General features: G+C 65.7%; 12 protein-coding genes. 3 read left to right on the top strand and 9 right to left on the bottom strand.

Going from position 1 to position 15,763, the window contains the following annotated elements; translation table 11 throughout:
* Positions 1-14 precede the first annotated feature (14 nt).
* From ACFTS5_RS09120 to ACFTS5_RS09110, 3 genes are all read right to left on the bottom strand, one after another.
* Positions 15-1,670, bottom strand: a complete 1,656-nt coding sequence (locus tag ACFTS5_RS09120) for an AMP-binding protein (protein WP_378629127.1) — start codon at positions 1,668-1,670, stop codon at positions 15-17.
* 131 nt (positions 1,671-1,801) lie between these two features.
* Positions 1,802-3,286, bottom strand: coding sequence for an FAD-dependent oxidoreductase (locus ACFTS5_RS09115; protein WP_378629126.1), 1,485 nt, complete (start codon positions 3,284-3,286; stop codon positions 1,802-1,804).
* Positions 3,287-3,377: 91 nt separating this feature from the next.
* Positions 3,378-3,953 (bottom strand): CGNR zinc finger domain-containing protein, encoded by a 576-nt coding sequence (locus ACFTS5_RS09110; protein WP_378629124.1) that lies wholly within the window; start codon positions 3,951-3,953, stop codon positions 3,378-3,380.
* A gap of 81 nt (positions 3,954-4,034) precedes the next feature.
* Here ACFTS5_RS09110 and ACFTS5_RS09105 point away from each other — a divergent pair, with 81 nt between their 5' ends.
* The gene (locus ACFTS5_RS09105; RefSeq protein ID WP_378629123.1) at positions 4,035-5,216 is read left to right on the top strand and encodes an epoxide hydrolase family protein; all 1,182 of its coding nucleotides are present in this window, start codon (positions 4,035-4,037) and stop codon (positions 5,214-5,216) included.
* Between the two features lie 421 nt (positions 5,217-5,637).
* Here ACFTS5_RS09105 and ACFTS5_RS09100 read toward each other — a convergent pair whose 3' ends face one another.
* The 3 genes from ACFTS5_RS09100 to ACFTS5_RS09090 form a co-directional block, all read right to left on the bottom strand.
* Entirely contained in the window at positions 5,638-6,795 is a 1,158-nt protein-coding gene (locus tag ACFTS5_RS09100) for a fatty acid desaturase family protein (protein WP_378629121.1), read from the bottom strand.
* A 133-nt stretch (positions 6,796-6,928) separates the two neighbouring features.
* Complete coding sequence (locus tag ACFTS5_RS09095; protein ID WP_378629119.1) at positions 6,929-8,740, bottom strand: AMP-dependent synthetase/ligase; 1,812 nt, start codon at positions 8,738-8,740, stop codon at positions 6,929-6,931.
* Between the two features lie 29 nt (positions 8,741-8,769).
* Positions 8,770-10,065, bottom strand: a complete 1,296-nt coding sequence (locus ACFTS5_RS09090; RefSeq protein ID WP_378629117.1) for a DUF3533 domain-containing protein — start codon at positions 10,063-10,065, stop codon at positions 8,770-8,772.
* 78 nt (positions 10,066-10,143) lie between these two features.
* Between ACFTS5_RS09090 and ACFTS5_RS09085 the strand changes: the two genes are divergently transcribed.
* Positions 10,144-10,743, top strand: a complete 600-nt coding sequence (locus ACFTS5_RS09085; RefSeq protein WP_378629114.1) for a TetR/AcrR family transcriptional regulator — start codon at positions 10,144-10,146, stop codon at positions 10,741-10,743.
* 33 nt (positions 10,744-10,776) lie between these two features.
* On the opposite strand, the gene ACFTS5_RS09080 is transcribed toward ACFTS5_RS09085, so the two are convergent.
* Entirely contained in the window at positions 10,777-11,577 is an 801-nt protein-coding gene (locus ACFTS5_RS09080) for a carbonic anhydrase (protein WP_378629112.1), read from the bottom strand.
* A 263-nt stretch (positions 11,578-11,840) separates the two neighbouring features.
* On the opposite strand from ACFTS5_RS09080, the gene ACFTS5_RS09075 reads away from it, so the two are divergent.
* Positions 11,841-12,743: an aminoglycoside phosphotransferase family protein gene (locus ACFTS5_RS09075; RefSeq protein ID WP_378629110.1), complete on the top strand. Its 903-nt coding sequence runs from the start codon at positions 11,841-11,843 to the stop codon at positions 12,741-12,743.
* Positions 12,744-12,756: 13 nt separating this feature from the next.
* Here ACFTS5_RS09075 and ACFTS5_RS09070 read toward each other — a convergent pair whose 3' ends face one another.
* Both ACFTS5_RS09070 and ACFTS5_RS09065 read right to left on the bottom strand, forming a co-directional pair.
* Entirely contained in the window at positions 12,757-13,173 is a 417-nt protein-coding gene (locus tag ACFTS5_RS09070) for a GNAT family N-acetyltransferase (protein ID WP_378629107.1), read from the bottom strand.
* Between the two features lie 157 nt (positions 13,174-13,330).
* A complete protein-coding gene (locus ACFTS5_RS09065) occupies positions 13,331-15,712 on the bottom strand; it encodes an ATP-binding cassette domain-containing protein (protein WP_378629106.1) in 2,382 nt (793 codons plus the stop codon).
* Between the last annotated feature and the right edge of the window lie 51 nt (positions 15,713-15,763).

Genomic DNA, 15,763 nt, shown 5'->3' with positions numbered 1-15,763 from the left:
GCAGGCAGAGCTGATCACAGCATGCGCTGCCTGCCGTGCGCGGCGAACTCCGACTCCACCGCCTGCCGGTCCGCCTCGGTCATGCGCTCGTAGACCGGCCGGCCACGCCCCACCCACCGGTACACCGGTTCATCGGTGCGCCACGCCTGTTCTTGCATGTCGCGTTTGAGCACCTTGTTCGACCCCGTCACCGGCAGATTCGCCGAGACGCGCAGCAGCCGGGGGAGACCTTTGCCGCCTAGATCGGACTGCGCACAGAGGAATTCGGTGAACGCGTCGACATCGAAACCACCCGGATCGGCGACCTCGACGGCGGCCATCACCTGATCGCCCGAACGCGGATCGGGCACCCCGAACACCGCGGCGGCGATGACAGCGGGATAGCGGCGCAGAACCTGCTCGATCATCAGCGCCGAGGTGTTCTCGCCGTCCACCCGGATCCAATCGCCCTTGCGGCCGGCGAAGTACAGGAATCCGCCGGTGTCGATATAGCCGAGATCCCCGGTCCAATACCAGCCGTTGCGGAGGCGGTCGGCATCAGCGACCTCGTTCTTGTAGTAGCCCTCGAACGCGAGCGCACCGGCCTTGTCGATCATCTCCCCGATGGCCTCATCAGGATTGCGTACCCGGCCGTACTCGTCGAGCTCGGCCCGCGCGCACTCCCGCAACGAATCCGGATTCACCACCGCCACACCGGGATGCGCCGGCCTGCCGAGCGCAGCGGGCGGTGCGGCCGGATCCAGGGCGGCCAGGCTCGGGCCCTCGCTGGAGCCGTATCCCTCGAACAGCTTCGCGTCGAAGCGGCGGCGGAACTCGTCCTGATCGGCCACCGACGCCTCGGTACCGAATCCGCGCACCAGCGAATTGTCGGAATCCGTTGCGGTTTCGGGCGTGGCCAGCAGATACCCCAGCGCCTTGCCGACATAGGTGAAATAGGTCGCCCCGAAGTACCGAATATCCGGAAGGAACTGCGACGCAGAGAATTTCGGCGTCAGGCAGACCGTCGCACCGACCGACAACGCAGGCGCCCACAACGCCATGATCGCATTGCCGTGAAAAAGCGGCATACAGCAATAGTCCACGTCCTCGCGCACATGCCCGAACTTCGCCGTCGCCGCGTACGCGACCACCGACAGTCGGCGCTGGGTGCACCGCACCGCCTTCGACGCACCGGTGGTGCCGGACGTGAACAGCAACAGCAGCAACGAGTCCGGCCCACCCACCGCCGCAGGCTCCACCTGGCAGGCATCGATCCGCGCGCCATAGCCGGGATCATCGACCAGCAGGAACCGATCCTCGGCCAGATCGAGCTCCAACTGCCGCAACCGCGCCATCCCCACGGCATCGGTGACGATCAGCTGACAGTCGACATACCGAACATCGGCAGCCAACTGGGCATCACCCCGGGTCGGATTGAGACCCGCCACCGTCGCACCCGCCAAAGCCGCCGCGCCCAGCCAGAAGACGAAATCGGGCACATTGTCCAACAGCACCCCGATATGGAACGGGCCGTCACGGCACAGGGTGCGGGCAAGCTCCGCACGGGCAGCCGACTCCCGGACCACCGCATCCCAGCTCCACTCGGTATCGCGGGTGCGCAGGCCGAGTCGCTGGTCGCCGACCCGGTCGAGCAGCATGGACGCGATATCCGCCCGGCGCACGCCCGTCATTCCGACCCCGGGTAGATCTGTTTCAGGAAACCCTCGTTCACCACACAATGATCATCGACGACAAGCCGATCCAACCCGGATTCGAGGATCGCCATGCTGAGACTCCCTGTTTCGGTAGCCGCCGACTCGGTTCAGGACGACGCGGCAGGCGCGGCCGCGGCGACACCGGCGCGGCGACCGAAGAAGGTGCCGTCACCGAGCGACGTGCCGCTGATGTAGCCCCACGAATGCAAGCCCGACGTTGCTCTGCCCGCGGCGAACAGACCCGGGATCGGTGCGCCGTCCAAGTCGAGAACCTGGCCGTCGACCGTCGTGTGCAGACCGCCGATGGTGAACACCTCAGCGCCGCCACGGCCCGCTTCGCCGTACTCGGGCGGAGCGATGCCGCGCTGGACGTCGATCGCGGCGAACGGTGACCGCAGCGGCCGCAACCAGTGCGCCGCCTTGTGGAAGTAGGGGTCCTGCCCGTCAGCCGCGTGCCGGTTGTATTCGGCGACCGTCGTCGCCAGCGCGCCGGGCGGCATCCCGATCTGCTGTTCGAGATCGTCGAGAGTCTCGGCCACGAAATGCGGTTGCACGCCCCACCGCTCGTTCTCCGGCACTTCCTCGTAGGCCTGTTCGTCCAGGATCACCCACACCTTCAGGCCGTGCTTGAACAGCGCGGCCTGGCCGACGAGCCCGGGATAGACATCCTCGTTGATGAAGCGCCTGCCGAGGTCGTCGACGATCATACCGCGCACCATCATCCCCGGAATCAGGGAGATCCCGACCTGTGCGGCGGACATGTGCCGCACCGCCGCACCCGCGGCCTGTGCCATGACGATGCCGCGCCCGTCGTCACCGCCGTCACTGTTGACGCCGAGCCCGACCAGCTGCGGTGCGTGCTGAGCCACCATCGCGGCATTGTCGGCGAACCCGCCCGTGGTCAACACGACGCCACGTCGAGCACGGTAGGCGTAGTACCGGCCGTACTGCTTCGCCACGACACCGACCACACGTCCGGCTTCGGTGACGAGCCGGATCGCGTTGGTGTCGGTGTGCACCGTCACCGCGGTCGCGGCGACGGCCTCGAACAGCTTCTGCATCAACACCTTGCCACCGAAACCGTCGGAGGTGACCCGGTGTCCGCGCGGCGACGGCTTCGCGAGATCGGCGAAGGGCCAGGCCTTTTCGCCCATCCACATGAGACCGTCGTCGGTGGGCGGCACCCACGTGGGGGAGTCCCACAGCGAAGGTTTGAACGGGACGCCGTGGTCGACGAGCCACTGGTAGTGCCGCGCGCTCTCACGGCTGTAGAGGCCGACCTTGTCCCGGTCGGCGTCCGGCCCCAGCGCGGCCAGCAGGAACGCTTCCATGTCTTGTGCGGTGTCGTCGAACCCGCAGGCCCGCTGGACCTCGGTGCCGCCGCCCAGATACATCTCACCACCGGACAGCGCGGAGGACCCGCCGCCACCACCCAGCTTCTCCAGCACGATGACATCAGCGCCCGCGGCGGACGACTCGAGCGCCGCTGCCGCACCCGCGCACCCATAGCCAACGATCAGAACATCGGTTTCGTAGTCGACCTGCTCGACATCGCCCGCATCGACGGGTGCCACCGAATTGTGTGTGCTCATTACAACTCCCATCCGCTGTGCTGCGCACGCTAAGGAGTTCGCGCGCACGCCGGGCGGGGGAGTGTCCATCCACCGGGAGACCGTCTGCTGATCACCTGCTCGCTACGGGCAGCCCTGCTTTTCGATCATTGAATCGCGCCTTCTTCTGACGATTCCCGCACGTGTTCATGTCACACCATTTGCGGGTGCGGCTCTGGCTGGTGTCGAAGAAGGCGGCTCGACAGGTCGGCGATGCGCACAAAGCCAGTTTTCCGTCGCGCTCGCCGGCGAGGATGCTGATCGCATCGGCGGCGATCACGCCCAGTGCGTCTTCGACGCAGGAATCCGAGTTGAGTAGCCAGTGCCGATTGCCCTCTGGCGTCAGGACCGCTGACGCGCGGCCCTGAATGCTGCGGTCGTTGATGACTCGGACTGCGGCGGCCGGGGGAGTGTCGTGCACAGCGGTGGCTGTCGCGACGAGGTGAATCGCCTCCCTCAATTCCCGCGCGAGTTCGAGCTGGGCGGTGGTGCAGGAGTTCACGGCCAGGCCGCTCACCGCGAGCCAGTCGACGAGTCGCTGCGGCGTGGGGATGCGCTCCACAGCGTCGCCGGAGCGCTCCGTCAGCGTCGCTGTGAAGCTGGTCGCCAGCACGGTGCCGAGGCGGAAGTCAGGGAACTCAGCATGCATGGAACCACCTTAGCTGGTTGCACGCTGACGTCCGGTCATGTTAGAACCGTCTAAGCCGGTTCATCAAGTGCAGGAGGTCTCGTGCCCAGTACCACCCGCGACGTGCAAGCATTCGACGCCCACGCAACCGATGCCGACCTCGACGATCTGCGCGCCAGACTGGCCGCGGCACGACTACCGGAGCCCGAGACGGTCTATCGCGCCGCACCCGACCCGCGCCGATGGGAGCAGGGGGTCCCGCTCGCCGATCTCGCCGAGGTCGTGAACTACTGGCGCACCGAATACAACTGGCGGTCGTTCGAAGAGCGCCTCAACCGGATCGGCCAGTTCCGCACAACCATCGACGATCTGGGAATCCACTTCCTGCACCGCCGATCCACGCGAGCCGACGCGACGCCGCTGATCATGACGCACGGCTGGCCGGGCAGCATTGCCGAGTTCACCGATGTAGTAGACGAACTGGCAGATCCGAACGACGCGAACGCGCCGGCGTTCCACGTCGTCGTTCCCTCGCTACCCGGCTTCGGTTACAGCGACAAGCCGGCCACCACCGGGTGGGGGACCGAGAAGATCGCGGCAGCCTGGGTGGAACTCATGGGGAGGCTCGGCTACCGCGAGTTCGTGGCCCACGGCGGCGACTGGGGCGGCAATATCACCACGGTTCTCGGTGGCAGATTCCCGGAGCATGTTCTCGGTATCCACTCCACGTTCGCAGAGGCACCGCCCGGGTTGACGACAGACGGGCTCACAGACCTCGAGTGCGCGTGGATCGAGGAGACTCGCGATTTCTGGCGCCACCGCGCGGCATACGCGAAGCAGCAGGCGACCCGGCCACAGACCATCGGTTACTCGCTCGTCGACTCACCGGTCGGGCTCCTGGCCTGGATCCTCGACAAGTTCGCCGAATGGACAGATACCGAGGACAGCCCGTTCGAGACGCTTTCCATCGACCACGTTCTCGACGACGTCACCCTGTACTGGCTGACGCGGACCGGCGCATCGGCAGCCCGCATCTACTACGAAAGCCACAATTCGCTCGATCCCGAACTTCGCGTCGACGTCCCGTCGGCGATCACCATGTATCCACGTGACATCGAGAAGTGTCCACGGGTCTGGGCACAGGAGCGGTATCGACAGATCGTCCACTGGGGATCGCCCGACAGTGGGGGACATTTCCCGTCGCTCGAGGCTCCCGAGTACTTCGTCGAGGATCTGCGGGAAGGTCTCGCAGCTGTATTGGCCGCCAGCAGAGGGACTACTTGACATAATGTGCATTATCGGCGTTTGAAGGCGGCCTGTCGGAAGGGGTTTTTGCAGTTGTTTGCGGTGCATGCCTAGTTGCATCACATGCTGACAGGCGCTCACTGTCGCTTCTCAGCATTGCCGCGCGTGTGTGCCGACGCTTCGGTACTTGCAAGCTCGATTAGCCATATTTTGGGACACCCGAAGGAACGCTGACGAATCCGGATAATTCTCGGTTCGGCGGATTCATGACCGTTCGCCCTGAATGTGCTTATCGGCGAATCTGGGCCCGCATCCTCGGCAAACCGGGCCGGCTGCCCGAAACCCGGCACTCCCCCTCCCACTTCCCCGACCCTATTTCGTCACAGTGACGAAACTACTGAGGGTGCCTGGATGGCGCACCGCATCGCCTTTTTCGCCGTGATGCGGTGCGCCATGGAGATCAGACCAGAACCGGGGTCAGTCGGCGCGATTCGGTGGCCTTTTCGGAGCTGGTTTCCGGCGCGTTGTCGGCGTCGGCGGTGAGGTACTTATCGGGCAACGACAGTTTGGCGATCGTGCGCAAGGTCAGCGCGTACTGACGGACCAGGCTGCCGGTGGTGTACGGCAGGCGATATTCGGCCGCGAGCTTGCGCACTTCACGCTGGATTTCGGGCAGCCGGTTGCTCGGCAGGTCCGGGAACAGGTGATGTTCGATTTGATGGCTGAGTGTGCCGGAAAGGATGCGCATCAGGGGACCGACGTCGATATTCGCGCTGCCCAGGTATTGGCGCAGATACCATTCGCCACGGGTCTCGCCCTCGATATCGCGCTTGGTGAATTTCTCCGCGCCGTCGGGGAAATGTCCACAGAAGGTGATGATCTGCTCCCACACATTCTTGGTGAGGTTGGCGGTCACGTTCGCGCGGATCGTCGATTTCCAGTTCCGACCGGTCATCGCCGGGAAGATCACGTAGTCCTTGAGCAGCTGCTTACCGGCCTTCTGAGCGATTTCGTCGCGCGCCTGCCGGAACTTCTTCTTGTCCTTCTTACCCGCCAGCACGCGCGGGATCTCCAGGTGGTACACGCACATACCCAGCTCGTACAGCAGTGACACGGGGACCAGGTAGACGAAGTTGCCCAGGTGGTACGGACGCCAGCGCCGGTCACGGGTGATCCGGAGCAGCCCGTACCCTTCGTCGGGGTCGAGCCCGAGCACATTGGTGAAAACGTGGTGGCGGTAGTTGTGCGCTTCCTTCCAATGGGCGGCGGGCATGGAATGGTCCCATTCCCAGGTGCTGGAGTGGATTTCCGGGTCGTTCATCCAGTCCCACTGGCCGTGCATGACGTTGTGCCCGATCTCCATGTTCTCGAGCACCTTCGACAAGGTGAGCAGGCCTGTCCCCCACCACCAACTGCTTTTCCGGCCCGAGTCGATCAGCACGAGCCGGGCGGCTATCTCGCACGCTCGCTGAACGCGGATGACTGTCTTGATGTATTTCGCGTCGCGTTCACCCAGGCTGGATTCGATCTGCCTGCGCAACGCGTCCAGGCGTTGCCCGAACTCTTCGATGTCGGTCGGCGTGGGATGTGTGTACGCCTCGACGTCAGATATAGCCATCTGCTGTGTTCAACCCCTGTTCCGGTGCCGCGCGCCGGGCGCGGTCCAGGTGAGAATACGAACTCGAGGGGTTGGTTCGGTGGTGTGCGCGGTATTTAGTTAGACGTAACAGCCGGGAGTCACCGATTGGGTGTCAGTGACTACTGGCGGCGGGTTCGTAGATCTTGTCCACCTCGGTGGCGTACTTCTTCATGACCTCTGCTCGCTTGAGCGACATCTTCGGTGTCAGTTCGCCGGTGGCCTCGGTCCAGTCGACGGGCAGGATTCGGACCTTCTTGATCGCCTCGGCATGGGACACCTTCTTGTTGGTGTCGGCGAGGGCCGCATCGATCTCCGCGACGAGATCCGGGTTGTCGATCAGAGCCTCGTTCGTGGTGTCGGCGGGCAGGTTGTGGCTTTGCTTCCACGCCGGGAGTGCTTCGGGGTCGAGGGTGATCAGCGCACCGACGAACGGACGGCCGTCACCGACCACCATCGCCTGGCTGATCAGCGGGTGGGCGCGCAGCGAGTCTTCCATCAGGCCCGGGGAGACGTTCTTTCCGCCCGCGGTGACGATGATTTCCTTCTTGCGGCCGGTGATGGTGAGGTAGCCGTCGCGGTCGATGCTGCCGAGATCGCCGGTCTGGAACCAGCCGTCGGCGAAGGCGTCGTCGGTGGCCTGGGGGTTGCCCCAGTATTCGTGGAACACGACAGGGCCGCGGAGCAGCAATTCGCCGTCGTCGGCGATCTTGACGGCGTGGCCTTCGGTCGGGCGTCCGACGGTGCCGACCCGGGTATCGGCTGGGGTGTTCACCGTGATCGCCGCGGTGGTCTCGGTGAGTCCGTAGCCCTCGTAGACGGGGATGCCGACACCGCGGAAGAAGTGACCGAGCCGCGCGCCGAGTGGTCCACCACCGGATACCGCCGCCTCGCATCGTCCGCCGAGCGCGAGACGCAGCGTGCGGTAGACGAGTTTGTCGAACAGGGCGTGACGCAGTCCGAGGACGATTCCGGGGCCGCCGGTGTCCTGGGCTTCGCTCCAGGCGATGGCGGTCTCGGTGGCCAGGTCGAAGATCTTTCCCTTGCCGCCGGCGTGTGCCTTCTGTTTGGCGCCGTTGAAGACCTTTTCGAACACTCGCGGCACCGCCAGGATGAAATGCGGCCGGAAGCTGCCGAACTGGTCGACCAGCGTGGACCAGTCGGAGCTGAACGCGACGACCACCTTGGCGTCGAGCGCGGCCAGCGTCACCGCGCGTGCGAAGACGTGGGCGAGTGGCAGGAACATCAGTGTCTTGTTGCCCTTTGTGACGAACTCCCCCAGCGCGATTCGGTCGGATTTCGACTCGGCGTAGAGGTTCCCGTGGGTGAGGATCACGCCTTTGGGGCGGCCGGTGGTGCCCGAGGTGTAGATCAGGGTGGCCGGGGAGCTCGCGCCGACCTCGGCTCGGCGGGTGTGCACGGCCGCGTCGTCGAGGTCGGCGCCGCGCGTGATCAATTCCTCGACGGCACTTTTGTCGATCTGCAGGATTTCTCGCAGGTCGGGCAGGGCGCGGTCGTCGATCTCCTCGATGATCCGGCGGTGTTGGTCGCTGTCGACGATGAGCAGTTTCGTCGCGGAGTCCTGCAGGATCCATTTGGCCTGCTCGGCGGCGGAGCTGTCGTAGATGGCCACGGTACAACCGCCGGTGGCCCAGATCGCGTGGTCGAGCACGACCCACTCGTAGCGGGTGGGTGCCATGATCGCTACGCGGTCACCGGGTTCGATGCCCGAGGAGATGAGACCCTTCGCCACGTCGGTGACCGTGCGGGCGAACTCGGCCGCGGTGACATCGGTGAGTGCGCCGCTGCCCGTGGAGACGTTGAACAACACCGTGTGGGGCGAGTGCTCGGCGTGCAGGAACACACTGTCGGAATTGTTCGCGTGCTCGGGAATCGTGTAGGAAGCCGGGGCTTCGAACTCATGCATCACAGGGCCCTTCCACATGGAGTGATCAGTTACTGCGCGGGCGCGTGCTCGATGCCGAGTCGCAGCATGCCGCGCAGGTCGTAGGTGTTGGTGGCGACCGCGCCGACGATCAGGCCGATCGCCAGTCCCGCGCAGGTCATCCAGAGACCCTGTGCCATGCCGGCTTCGAGGTGTCCGTCGAAGAACAGGATGGCGCGCACGGCCAGGTAGATCTGGTGCATGGGTTCGAACGTGGCCATGTCGGCGATCCAGCGCGGTGTCGCCTCGAGCGGGATGGTGCCCGACGATGACGGGATTCCGAGCACCACGAACACGATGAGGTTGATCATCAGGCCTGCCGTGCCGAAGGCGGCCATCACCGACAGGGCGGTGACCGCGATGGCGGCGATGGCCAGTGTGCCATAGAGGAACAGCATCAGTGGCCGCTCGATCGCCATGTTCAGCAGGGTGCCGACGCCGAGGAACACACCGGAGGCCAGCGGGGCGCTGATCGCGGCGATCCCCCATTTGATGAGCAGCGTGCGCCACCGGCTGATCGGGGCCGGGGTGGTGGCCTTGTGCCATGGGCCGTATTCGGCGGGGATATAGCCCAGTGAGGCGTCGACGAGTGAATTGATCATCATCGCGCCGCTGAATCCGACGATCAGCAGGACCAGGGTGTAGAAGAAGGCCGCCAAGCCCTGGCCGGTGCCTTCAGGGAGTGGGTGGTACGCGGTGACGACGACGTCGATCGGCTCGGCGAGTTGTAGCTGTGCGGCGCCGCTGAGTGGTGTGGCCCCGGCCGCGGTGCGGACCTGTTCGGCGAGTTGGGTGCCGACGGTGCGGTTGACCTGTGTCATGGCCTGGTCGGCGACGGTGTTCATGATCTGTGCGGCGAGGGTGCCTGCCCGCGGGTTGGTGAGCACGGAGATGATGGGCTGCTCGACCTGGCCGGGGACGATCGAGGCGGCGCCGAGGATGGCGACGCGTTTGGTGAAGTCGCCGGGGATGACGATGGCGCCGTAGACCTCGCCGTTCTGCAGCTGTTGCTGGGCTTCGTTGATGCCGAGTGGGCGCAGGTCGATCTTGTCGGCGGGGATGTTGTCGCTCAGCGCCGAAGTGATCTGTGCGCCGATGTTGGCGGGTTTGCCACCGACGGTGTCGCCGACGTCCTGGTTGACCAGGGCGATCGGGAAGTCGTGCAGGTGCTTTTCGGGGTCGGCGGTGTAGCCGAGGTACATGGTGCCCAGCAGCGCCGCCAGGATGGTGACCAGGGTGATCGGGGCCAGCCAATCGCGGATCGGCATGTTGCGCTGTGTGCGGGTGGGCGCGGTGTTGTCAGTCATGGCAATCGTCAATGTAGTCAGCGACAACAAAGTAGTCAACGCAAACATTGGGTGTCTGTCGGATATCCTGCTCGTACCATGTCCCTGCACACCCCGTACCACCACGGAGACCTCCGCGCCGCGCTGCTGACGCGCGCCGAGGCGACACTGCGCGAGGCCGGCGTGGACGGGCTGTCGCTGCGTCAACTGGCCCGCGACACCGGCGTCAGCCATGCGGCGCCGAGTCGTCATTTCCGCGACAAGCAGGCGCTCCTGGACGCACTCGCCGTCACCGGGCTCGAACGCCTCGGCGCCTGCTTCGAACAAGCCGTGATCGAAGGACCCATCACGGCACGCCTGCAAACCGTCGCCTATGCCTACCTGCGATTCGCCGTCGACAACCTCGAGCTCTTGCCGCTGATGTTCGCGCGCCGAAACAACTCCACCTCGGCTGATATCCAGCAGGCCGCCGACCGGGCGTTCGCGGTGCCGATCACCCTCATCGCCGACGGTCAGGCCGCCGGCGAGATCGTGGCAGGTGACCCGAAACGGCTCGGCGTCACCGCCCTGGCCGCACTCCAGGGCTTGGCGACCTTCGTCGGCTCCGGCTACACCGCCGACTACGACTCCGAACAGCTACTCGACGACCTGGTCCGCCACCTCACCCTGGGCCTGCTCCCCCGGTCCTCCCCCAGCTGACGATCCACGGAACGCGGCGTGCGCGCCCAATGCTCAGTTGGATCCGGCCAGGACCACCGGCCGACCGTTGCGCGGCTGGGTGGGTCGGTTGCTGTGCGGGAACAGCGCGCGGTAATTGTCGACATCAGGGGCGGTGACCGGCGCAGGGTGGCGCAGCACGATCCACTCGACGCCTTCGGTGCACGGGGGCGTGGTCAGAGAGCCCTGGTAGCGGAACTGGGCGCGGTCGGCCGGGAGGAATTCACGCGGATCGACCGTGGTCACCGCGCGGGTGAGCCCTGAGCGGTTCGGGGCGGCGGTGAGTATTCGACTCAGCGGGGTGGGGTCGGTGTGGGTGTTCAGCAGGACGGCGAGAACGGCCAGTCGGCCCGATTGGGCGGTGTGGACGAAATGCAGTTCCATGGCGGTCTCGGCGCCGTCGACTGTGTGCTCGCTGGGGAGATGGAAGTGAAACTGGGTCAGGGTGAACGGCGTTCCGTCGACGACGATGCGGTTGCCGGAGTCCGCCGGGGCGCTCACCTGCAAAGTGTGTCCGTTGTTGAGCAGGTTCACGGACGGAATGGGGCGGTAGTCGATCTCGATGTGATCGGACGGATGCAGTTCGGTGGGGCTGTCCAGGTCGATCGGCGATTGGGCGTGGCCGACCCGGCAGGCCGAGTAGCCGCGGTCGAGGTCGGCCCAGTGCTCGGGACCCTCGGCGTCGTAATCCCAGTGCGGCTTGCCCGTGGTGGCCGCGACCGAACCGCCGCAACCGGCGGCAGCGAGCAGTGCCAGTGCGGCGAGGGCGCCGCGGCGGGTGAGGACGGGGCTGAGGTCATTGTGACGAACCGGCACCGGTGTAGCTCCTTGCCATGATTCTGCCGTCGGCCCGGAGGTACACGTCCCGGGACGGCAGTGTGCGCGTGTCGAAATCTGCGAGTCGTCCACCGACCGATAATGTCCGGTTTGCACCGAATATCCTTCTAGTACAGTAGATTTCGCCCCTGCGCGGGGTCTCAGGCTATGCCGGTCGTCACCGCGCAGGCCAGACTCGAGGGCGGCGAGATACGTCACATCGGCGGTGGCCGCGGCTCGAGCTAGGCGCCTAGGGTCGGATCATGATCGAGATTCCACAGGTCTTCGCCCGCGCAACGATCAGTCGCGAAGGCGAACCCGGGCGGGCATGGATCGCGGGACTGCCCCTACTGGCGGAGGAGTTACTGCAACGGTGGTCGTGCACGCCTGACGGGCCGCTCATGCACGGCCATGTCGGCGTCGTCATTCCGGTGTCGCGTCCGGATCTGGCGCCCGCGGTCGTCAAGATCTCGTTTCCGCACCCGGGCAACGTGTTCGAGCCGGACGCGTTCGCCACCTGGAACGGACGGGGTGCGGTGCAATTGTTCGACCGTGATGACGCACGGTTCGCGATGCTGCTCGAGCGCACCGGCCACCGAACTCTGGCCGACATCACCGACTTCGACGAGGCAGTCGGCATACTCGGGCAGCTGTCCCGTCGCTTGGCTGTCGACGCCCCTGTCGGGCTTCCGCGCTCGAGCGACCTGGTCGCCGACTGGACGGACGAGATCCGCACGACGGCCGCCGAACTGGGCGATCCACTCCCCCGCCGCGTTCTGGATGCCGCGTTCGAAACCTTGCGCGACCTCGGTCCAGGTCAGCCCGAGACCCTCGTCCACGGTGACCTCCATGATGCGAATGTGCTGGCGGGCGAACGTGAGCCTTGGCTGGCGATCGACCCCAAGGGATACGTCGGTGATCCTGCCTACGACACGATCACCGTTCTTCGCAGTTACCGGTTCGCGCCGCTGTTGTTCGCCGCCGATCCTGGTGCCGGTGTTCGTCGCGGGCTGGACTTGTATTGCGAGGCAGCGGAGATCGACCGTGATCGTGCCCGCCGGTGGGCGCAGGTGCGTGCGGTCAAAGCGGCGCTGTGGGGTCGGTGTCACGGCGATCCCGACTGGTTGATCGCGGCGACCGACCAGCTGGCCGGAGTCCTGATGTGAGAACCCGAACGGTTCAGGCGGGGTTGGACGGCCAGTTCTTTTCCATCCACTGATCCGGTTTCGGGTGCGGGGTGAAGCCGTAGGCCCGGTACAGGTCGTGGGCGTCGCCGGTCGCGAGGGCCATGCGACGTAGTCCCCAGTCGTCCGCGTCGGCCATGATGCGATCGAGCAGGTGCTTGCCGACACCTTGTCCGCGCTGGGAACGGTCGACGTAGACGTCGGAGAGCCAGGCGAAGGTGGTGCGGTCGGTGACCAGGCGGGCGAAGGCGATCTGGGAACCGTCGCGGAACACGCTGTAGGGCAGGGAGTTCTCGACGAGGCGCTGCACCCGCTCACGGCTACGACCGAGTGCCCAGTACGCGTCGGTGGACAGCCGGTGGTGGAGCCAATCGAGGTCGACGGCGGCGGGATCGGTGGAGAAATCGAGCATCGGTCCAGGATAGGACTGTTCGCCGGTACCGCCATTGCGTATCAGTCACCAGGCGCCGCGTTGGGCATGGCAGTGATCTTGCGGGTGCTCACCGCGTGGCGGGTTCTGTCCCGATGTGCTTCCCCGGAAAGTGGCCCCAGGGAAGCACATCGGGTGTTCAGGCGCCGACGTAGGTGGCCAGGTGTTCGCCGGTGAGCGTGGAGCGGGCTTCGACGAGGTCGGCGGGGGTGCCTTCGAAGACGATATGGCCGCCGTCGTGGCCCGCGCCGGGGCCGAGGTCGATGATCCAGTCGGCGTGGGCCATCACCGCCTGGTGGTGTTCGACGACGATGACGGACTTGCCGGATTCGACGAGGCGGTCGAGCAGGCCGAGGAGTTGTTCGACGTCGGCCAGGTGCAGGCCGGTTGTCGGTTCGTCGAGGATGTAGACCCCGCCCTTGTCGGACATGTGGGTGGCGAGCTTGAGGCGCTGGCGTTCGCCGCCGGACAGGGTGGTCAGTGGCTGGCCGATGGTGAGGTAGCCCAGGCCCACTTCGGTGAGGTGGGTGAGGATCTTGTGGGCTGCGGGGGTGCGGGCTTCGCCGTCGCCGAAGAACTCGCGTGCTTCGTCGACGGGCATCGAGAGCACTTCGCTGATGTTCTTGCCCGCGAAGGTGTATTCGAGGACTTCGGCCATGAAGCGTTTGCCCTCGCACACCTCGCACATCGTCGACACGCCGGCCATCATCGCCAGGTCGGTGTAGACCACGCCCGCGCCGTTGCAGTTCGGGCAGGCGCCCTCGGAATTGGCGCTGAACAGGGCCGGTTTGGCGCCGGTGGCCTTGGCGAACGCTTTGCGGATGTGGTCGAGCAGACCGGTGTAGGTGGCGGGATTGCTGCGGCGCGAGCCCTTGATCGGGGTCTGGTCGATGGAGATGACGCCTTCGTCGATCGGGATCGAGCCGTGCACGAGCGAGCTCTTGCCCGAGCCCGCGACGCCGGTGATCGCCACGAGAATGCCGAGGGGGATGTCGACGTCGACTTTGTCGAGGTTGTTGGCGGTGGCGCCACGAATCTGCAAGGCGCTGGTCGACTTTCGCACCGAGTCCTTGACCGAGGCGCGGTCGTCGAAGTGGCGGCCGGTGACGGTGTCGCTGGCGCGCAGCCCGTCGACGGTGCCCTCGAAGCAGATGGTGCCGCCCTTGGACCCGGCGGCGGGACCGAGGTCGACGATGTGGTCGGCGATGACGATCGTTTCGGGCTTGTGCTCGACGACGAGCACCGTGTTTCCCTTGTCGCGCAGGCGCAGCAGCAGGTCGTTCATCCGCTGGATGTCGTGCGGGTGCAGGCCCGCGGTGGGCTCGTCGAAGACATAGGTGACGTCGGTGAGCGAGGACCCGAGGTGGCGAATCATCTTCACGCGCTGGGCTTCACCGCCCGACAGGGTGCCCGAGGGGCGCGACAGCGACAGGTAGCCGAGGCCGATCTCGACGAACGAGTCCAGGGTCTGACGCAGCGACTCGAGCAGCGGCGCCACCGACGGGTCGTCGACCTGCTTGACCCATTCGGCGAGATCGGTGATCTGCATGGCGCAGGCGTCGGCGATGCTGATGCCGTCGATCTTGGACGAGCGGGCCGCGGCGGACAGCCGGGTGCCCGCACAGTCGGGGCAGGTGCCGAAGGTGACGGCGCGTTCGACGAAGGCGCGCACATGCGGTTGCAGCGAATCGATGTCCTTGGACAGCATCGACTTGCGCAGTTTGGGGATGAGTCCTTCGTAGGTGAGGTTGATGCCCTCGACCTTGACCTTCGTCGGCTCTTTGTACAGCAGGTCGGCGAGCTGCTTCTTGGTGTACTTCTTGATCGGCTTGGCCGGGTCGAAGAAGCCAGAACCCTTGAAGATGCGGCCCATCCAGCCGTCCATGCTGTAGCCGGGGATCTTGAACGGGCCGTCGTCGAGGGAGAGGTTCTCGTCGTAGAGCTCGGTGAGGTCGATGTCGTTGATCTGGCCTTTGCCCTCACAGGTGGGACACATGCCGCCGGTGATGGCGAAGCTGCGGCGTTCCTTGACGGTGACCCCGTTCTTCTCGACCTCGACCGCACCGGCGCCGCTGATCGAGGCGACATTGAACGAGAACGCCTGCGACGACCCGATGTGCGGGTCGCCGAGGCGGCTGAACAGGATCCGCAGCATCGCGTTGGCGTCGGTGACGGTGCCGACAGTGGATCGCGGGTCGGCGCCCAGCCGGGACTGGTCGACGAGGATGGCGGTGGTCAGACCCTCCAGGACGTCGACGTCGGGGCGGGCCTGGCTGGGCATGAAGCCCTGCACGAACGCGCTGTAGGTCTCGTTGATCAGGCGCTGCGATTCGGCGGCGATGGTGCCGAAGACCAGGGAGCTCTTACCGGATCCGGACACGCCGGTGAAGACCGTCAGCCTGCGCTTGGGGATCTCGATGCTCACATCGCGCAGATTGTTGACCCGCGCGCCGTGCACGCGGATCAGATCGTGGCTGTCGGCCGGCTCTATTGTGGTGCCGGTCTTCTTGGCCGTGCTCATGGGTCTCCCTCGATCAGTCGACATCGCCGGATTTCGAATCTACCGGCGCGA

The sequence above is a fragment of the Nocardia sp. NPDC056952 genome (assembly GCF_042674185.1).
In the GTDB taxonomy this organism is placed as follows: domain Bacteria; phylum Actinomycetota; class Actinomycetes; order Mycobacteriales; family Mycobacteriaceae; genus Nocardia.
Note: the sequence above shows the minus strand (reverse complement) of the source record. Positions and strands in the feature narration are given on the sequence as shown.

Bases quoted from the DNA above. Each gene is read 5' to 3' on its own strand.
- ACFTS5_RS09120 (WP_378629127.1), bottom strand. From the start codon at position 1,670: ATGACGGGCGTGCGCCGGGCGGATATCGCGTCCATGCTGCTCGACCGG.
- ACFTS5_RS09115 (WP_378629126.1), bottom strand. From the start codon at position 3,286: ATGAGCACACACAATTCGGTGGCACCCGTCGATGCGGGCGATGTCGAG.
- ACFTS5_RS09110 (WP_378629124.1), bottom strand. From the start codon at position 3,953: ATGCATGCTGAGTTCCCTGACTTCCGCCTCGGCACCGTGCTGGCGACC.
- ACFTS5_RS09100 (WP_378629121.1), bottom strand. From the start codon at position 6,795: ATGGCTATATCTGACGTCGAGGCGTACACACATCCCACGCCGACCGAC.
- ACFTS5_RS09095 (WP_378629119.1), bottom strand. From the start codon at position 8,740: ATGCATGAGTTCGAAGCCCCGGCTTCCTACACGATTCCCGAGCACGCG.
- ACFTS5_RS09090 (WP_378629117.1), bottom strand. From the start codon at position 10,065: ATGACTGACAACACCGCGCCCACCCGCACACAGCGCAACATGCCGATC.
- ACFTS5_RS09085 (WP_378629114.1), top strand. From the start codon at position 10,144: ATGTCCCTGCACACCCCGTACCACCACGGAGACCTCCGCGCCGCGCTG.
- ACFTS5_RS09075 (WP_378629110.1), top strand. From the start codon at position 11,841: ATGATCGAGATTCCACAGGTCTTCGCCCGCGCAACGATCAGTCGCGAA.
- ACFTS5_RS09070 (WP_378629107.1), bottom strand. From the start codon at position 13,173: ATGCTCGATTTCTCCACCGATCCCGCCGCCGTCGACCTCGATTGGCTC.
- ACFTS5_RS09065 (WP_378629106.1), bottom strand. From the start codon at position 15,712: ATGAGCACGGCCAAGAAGACCGGCACCACAATAGAGCCGGCCGACAGC.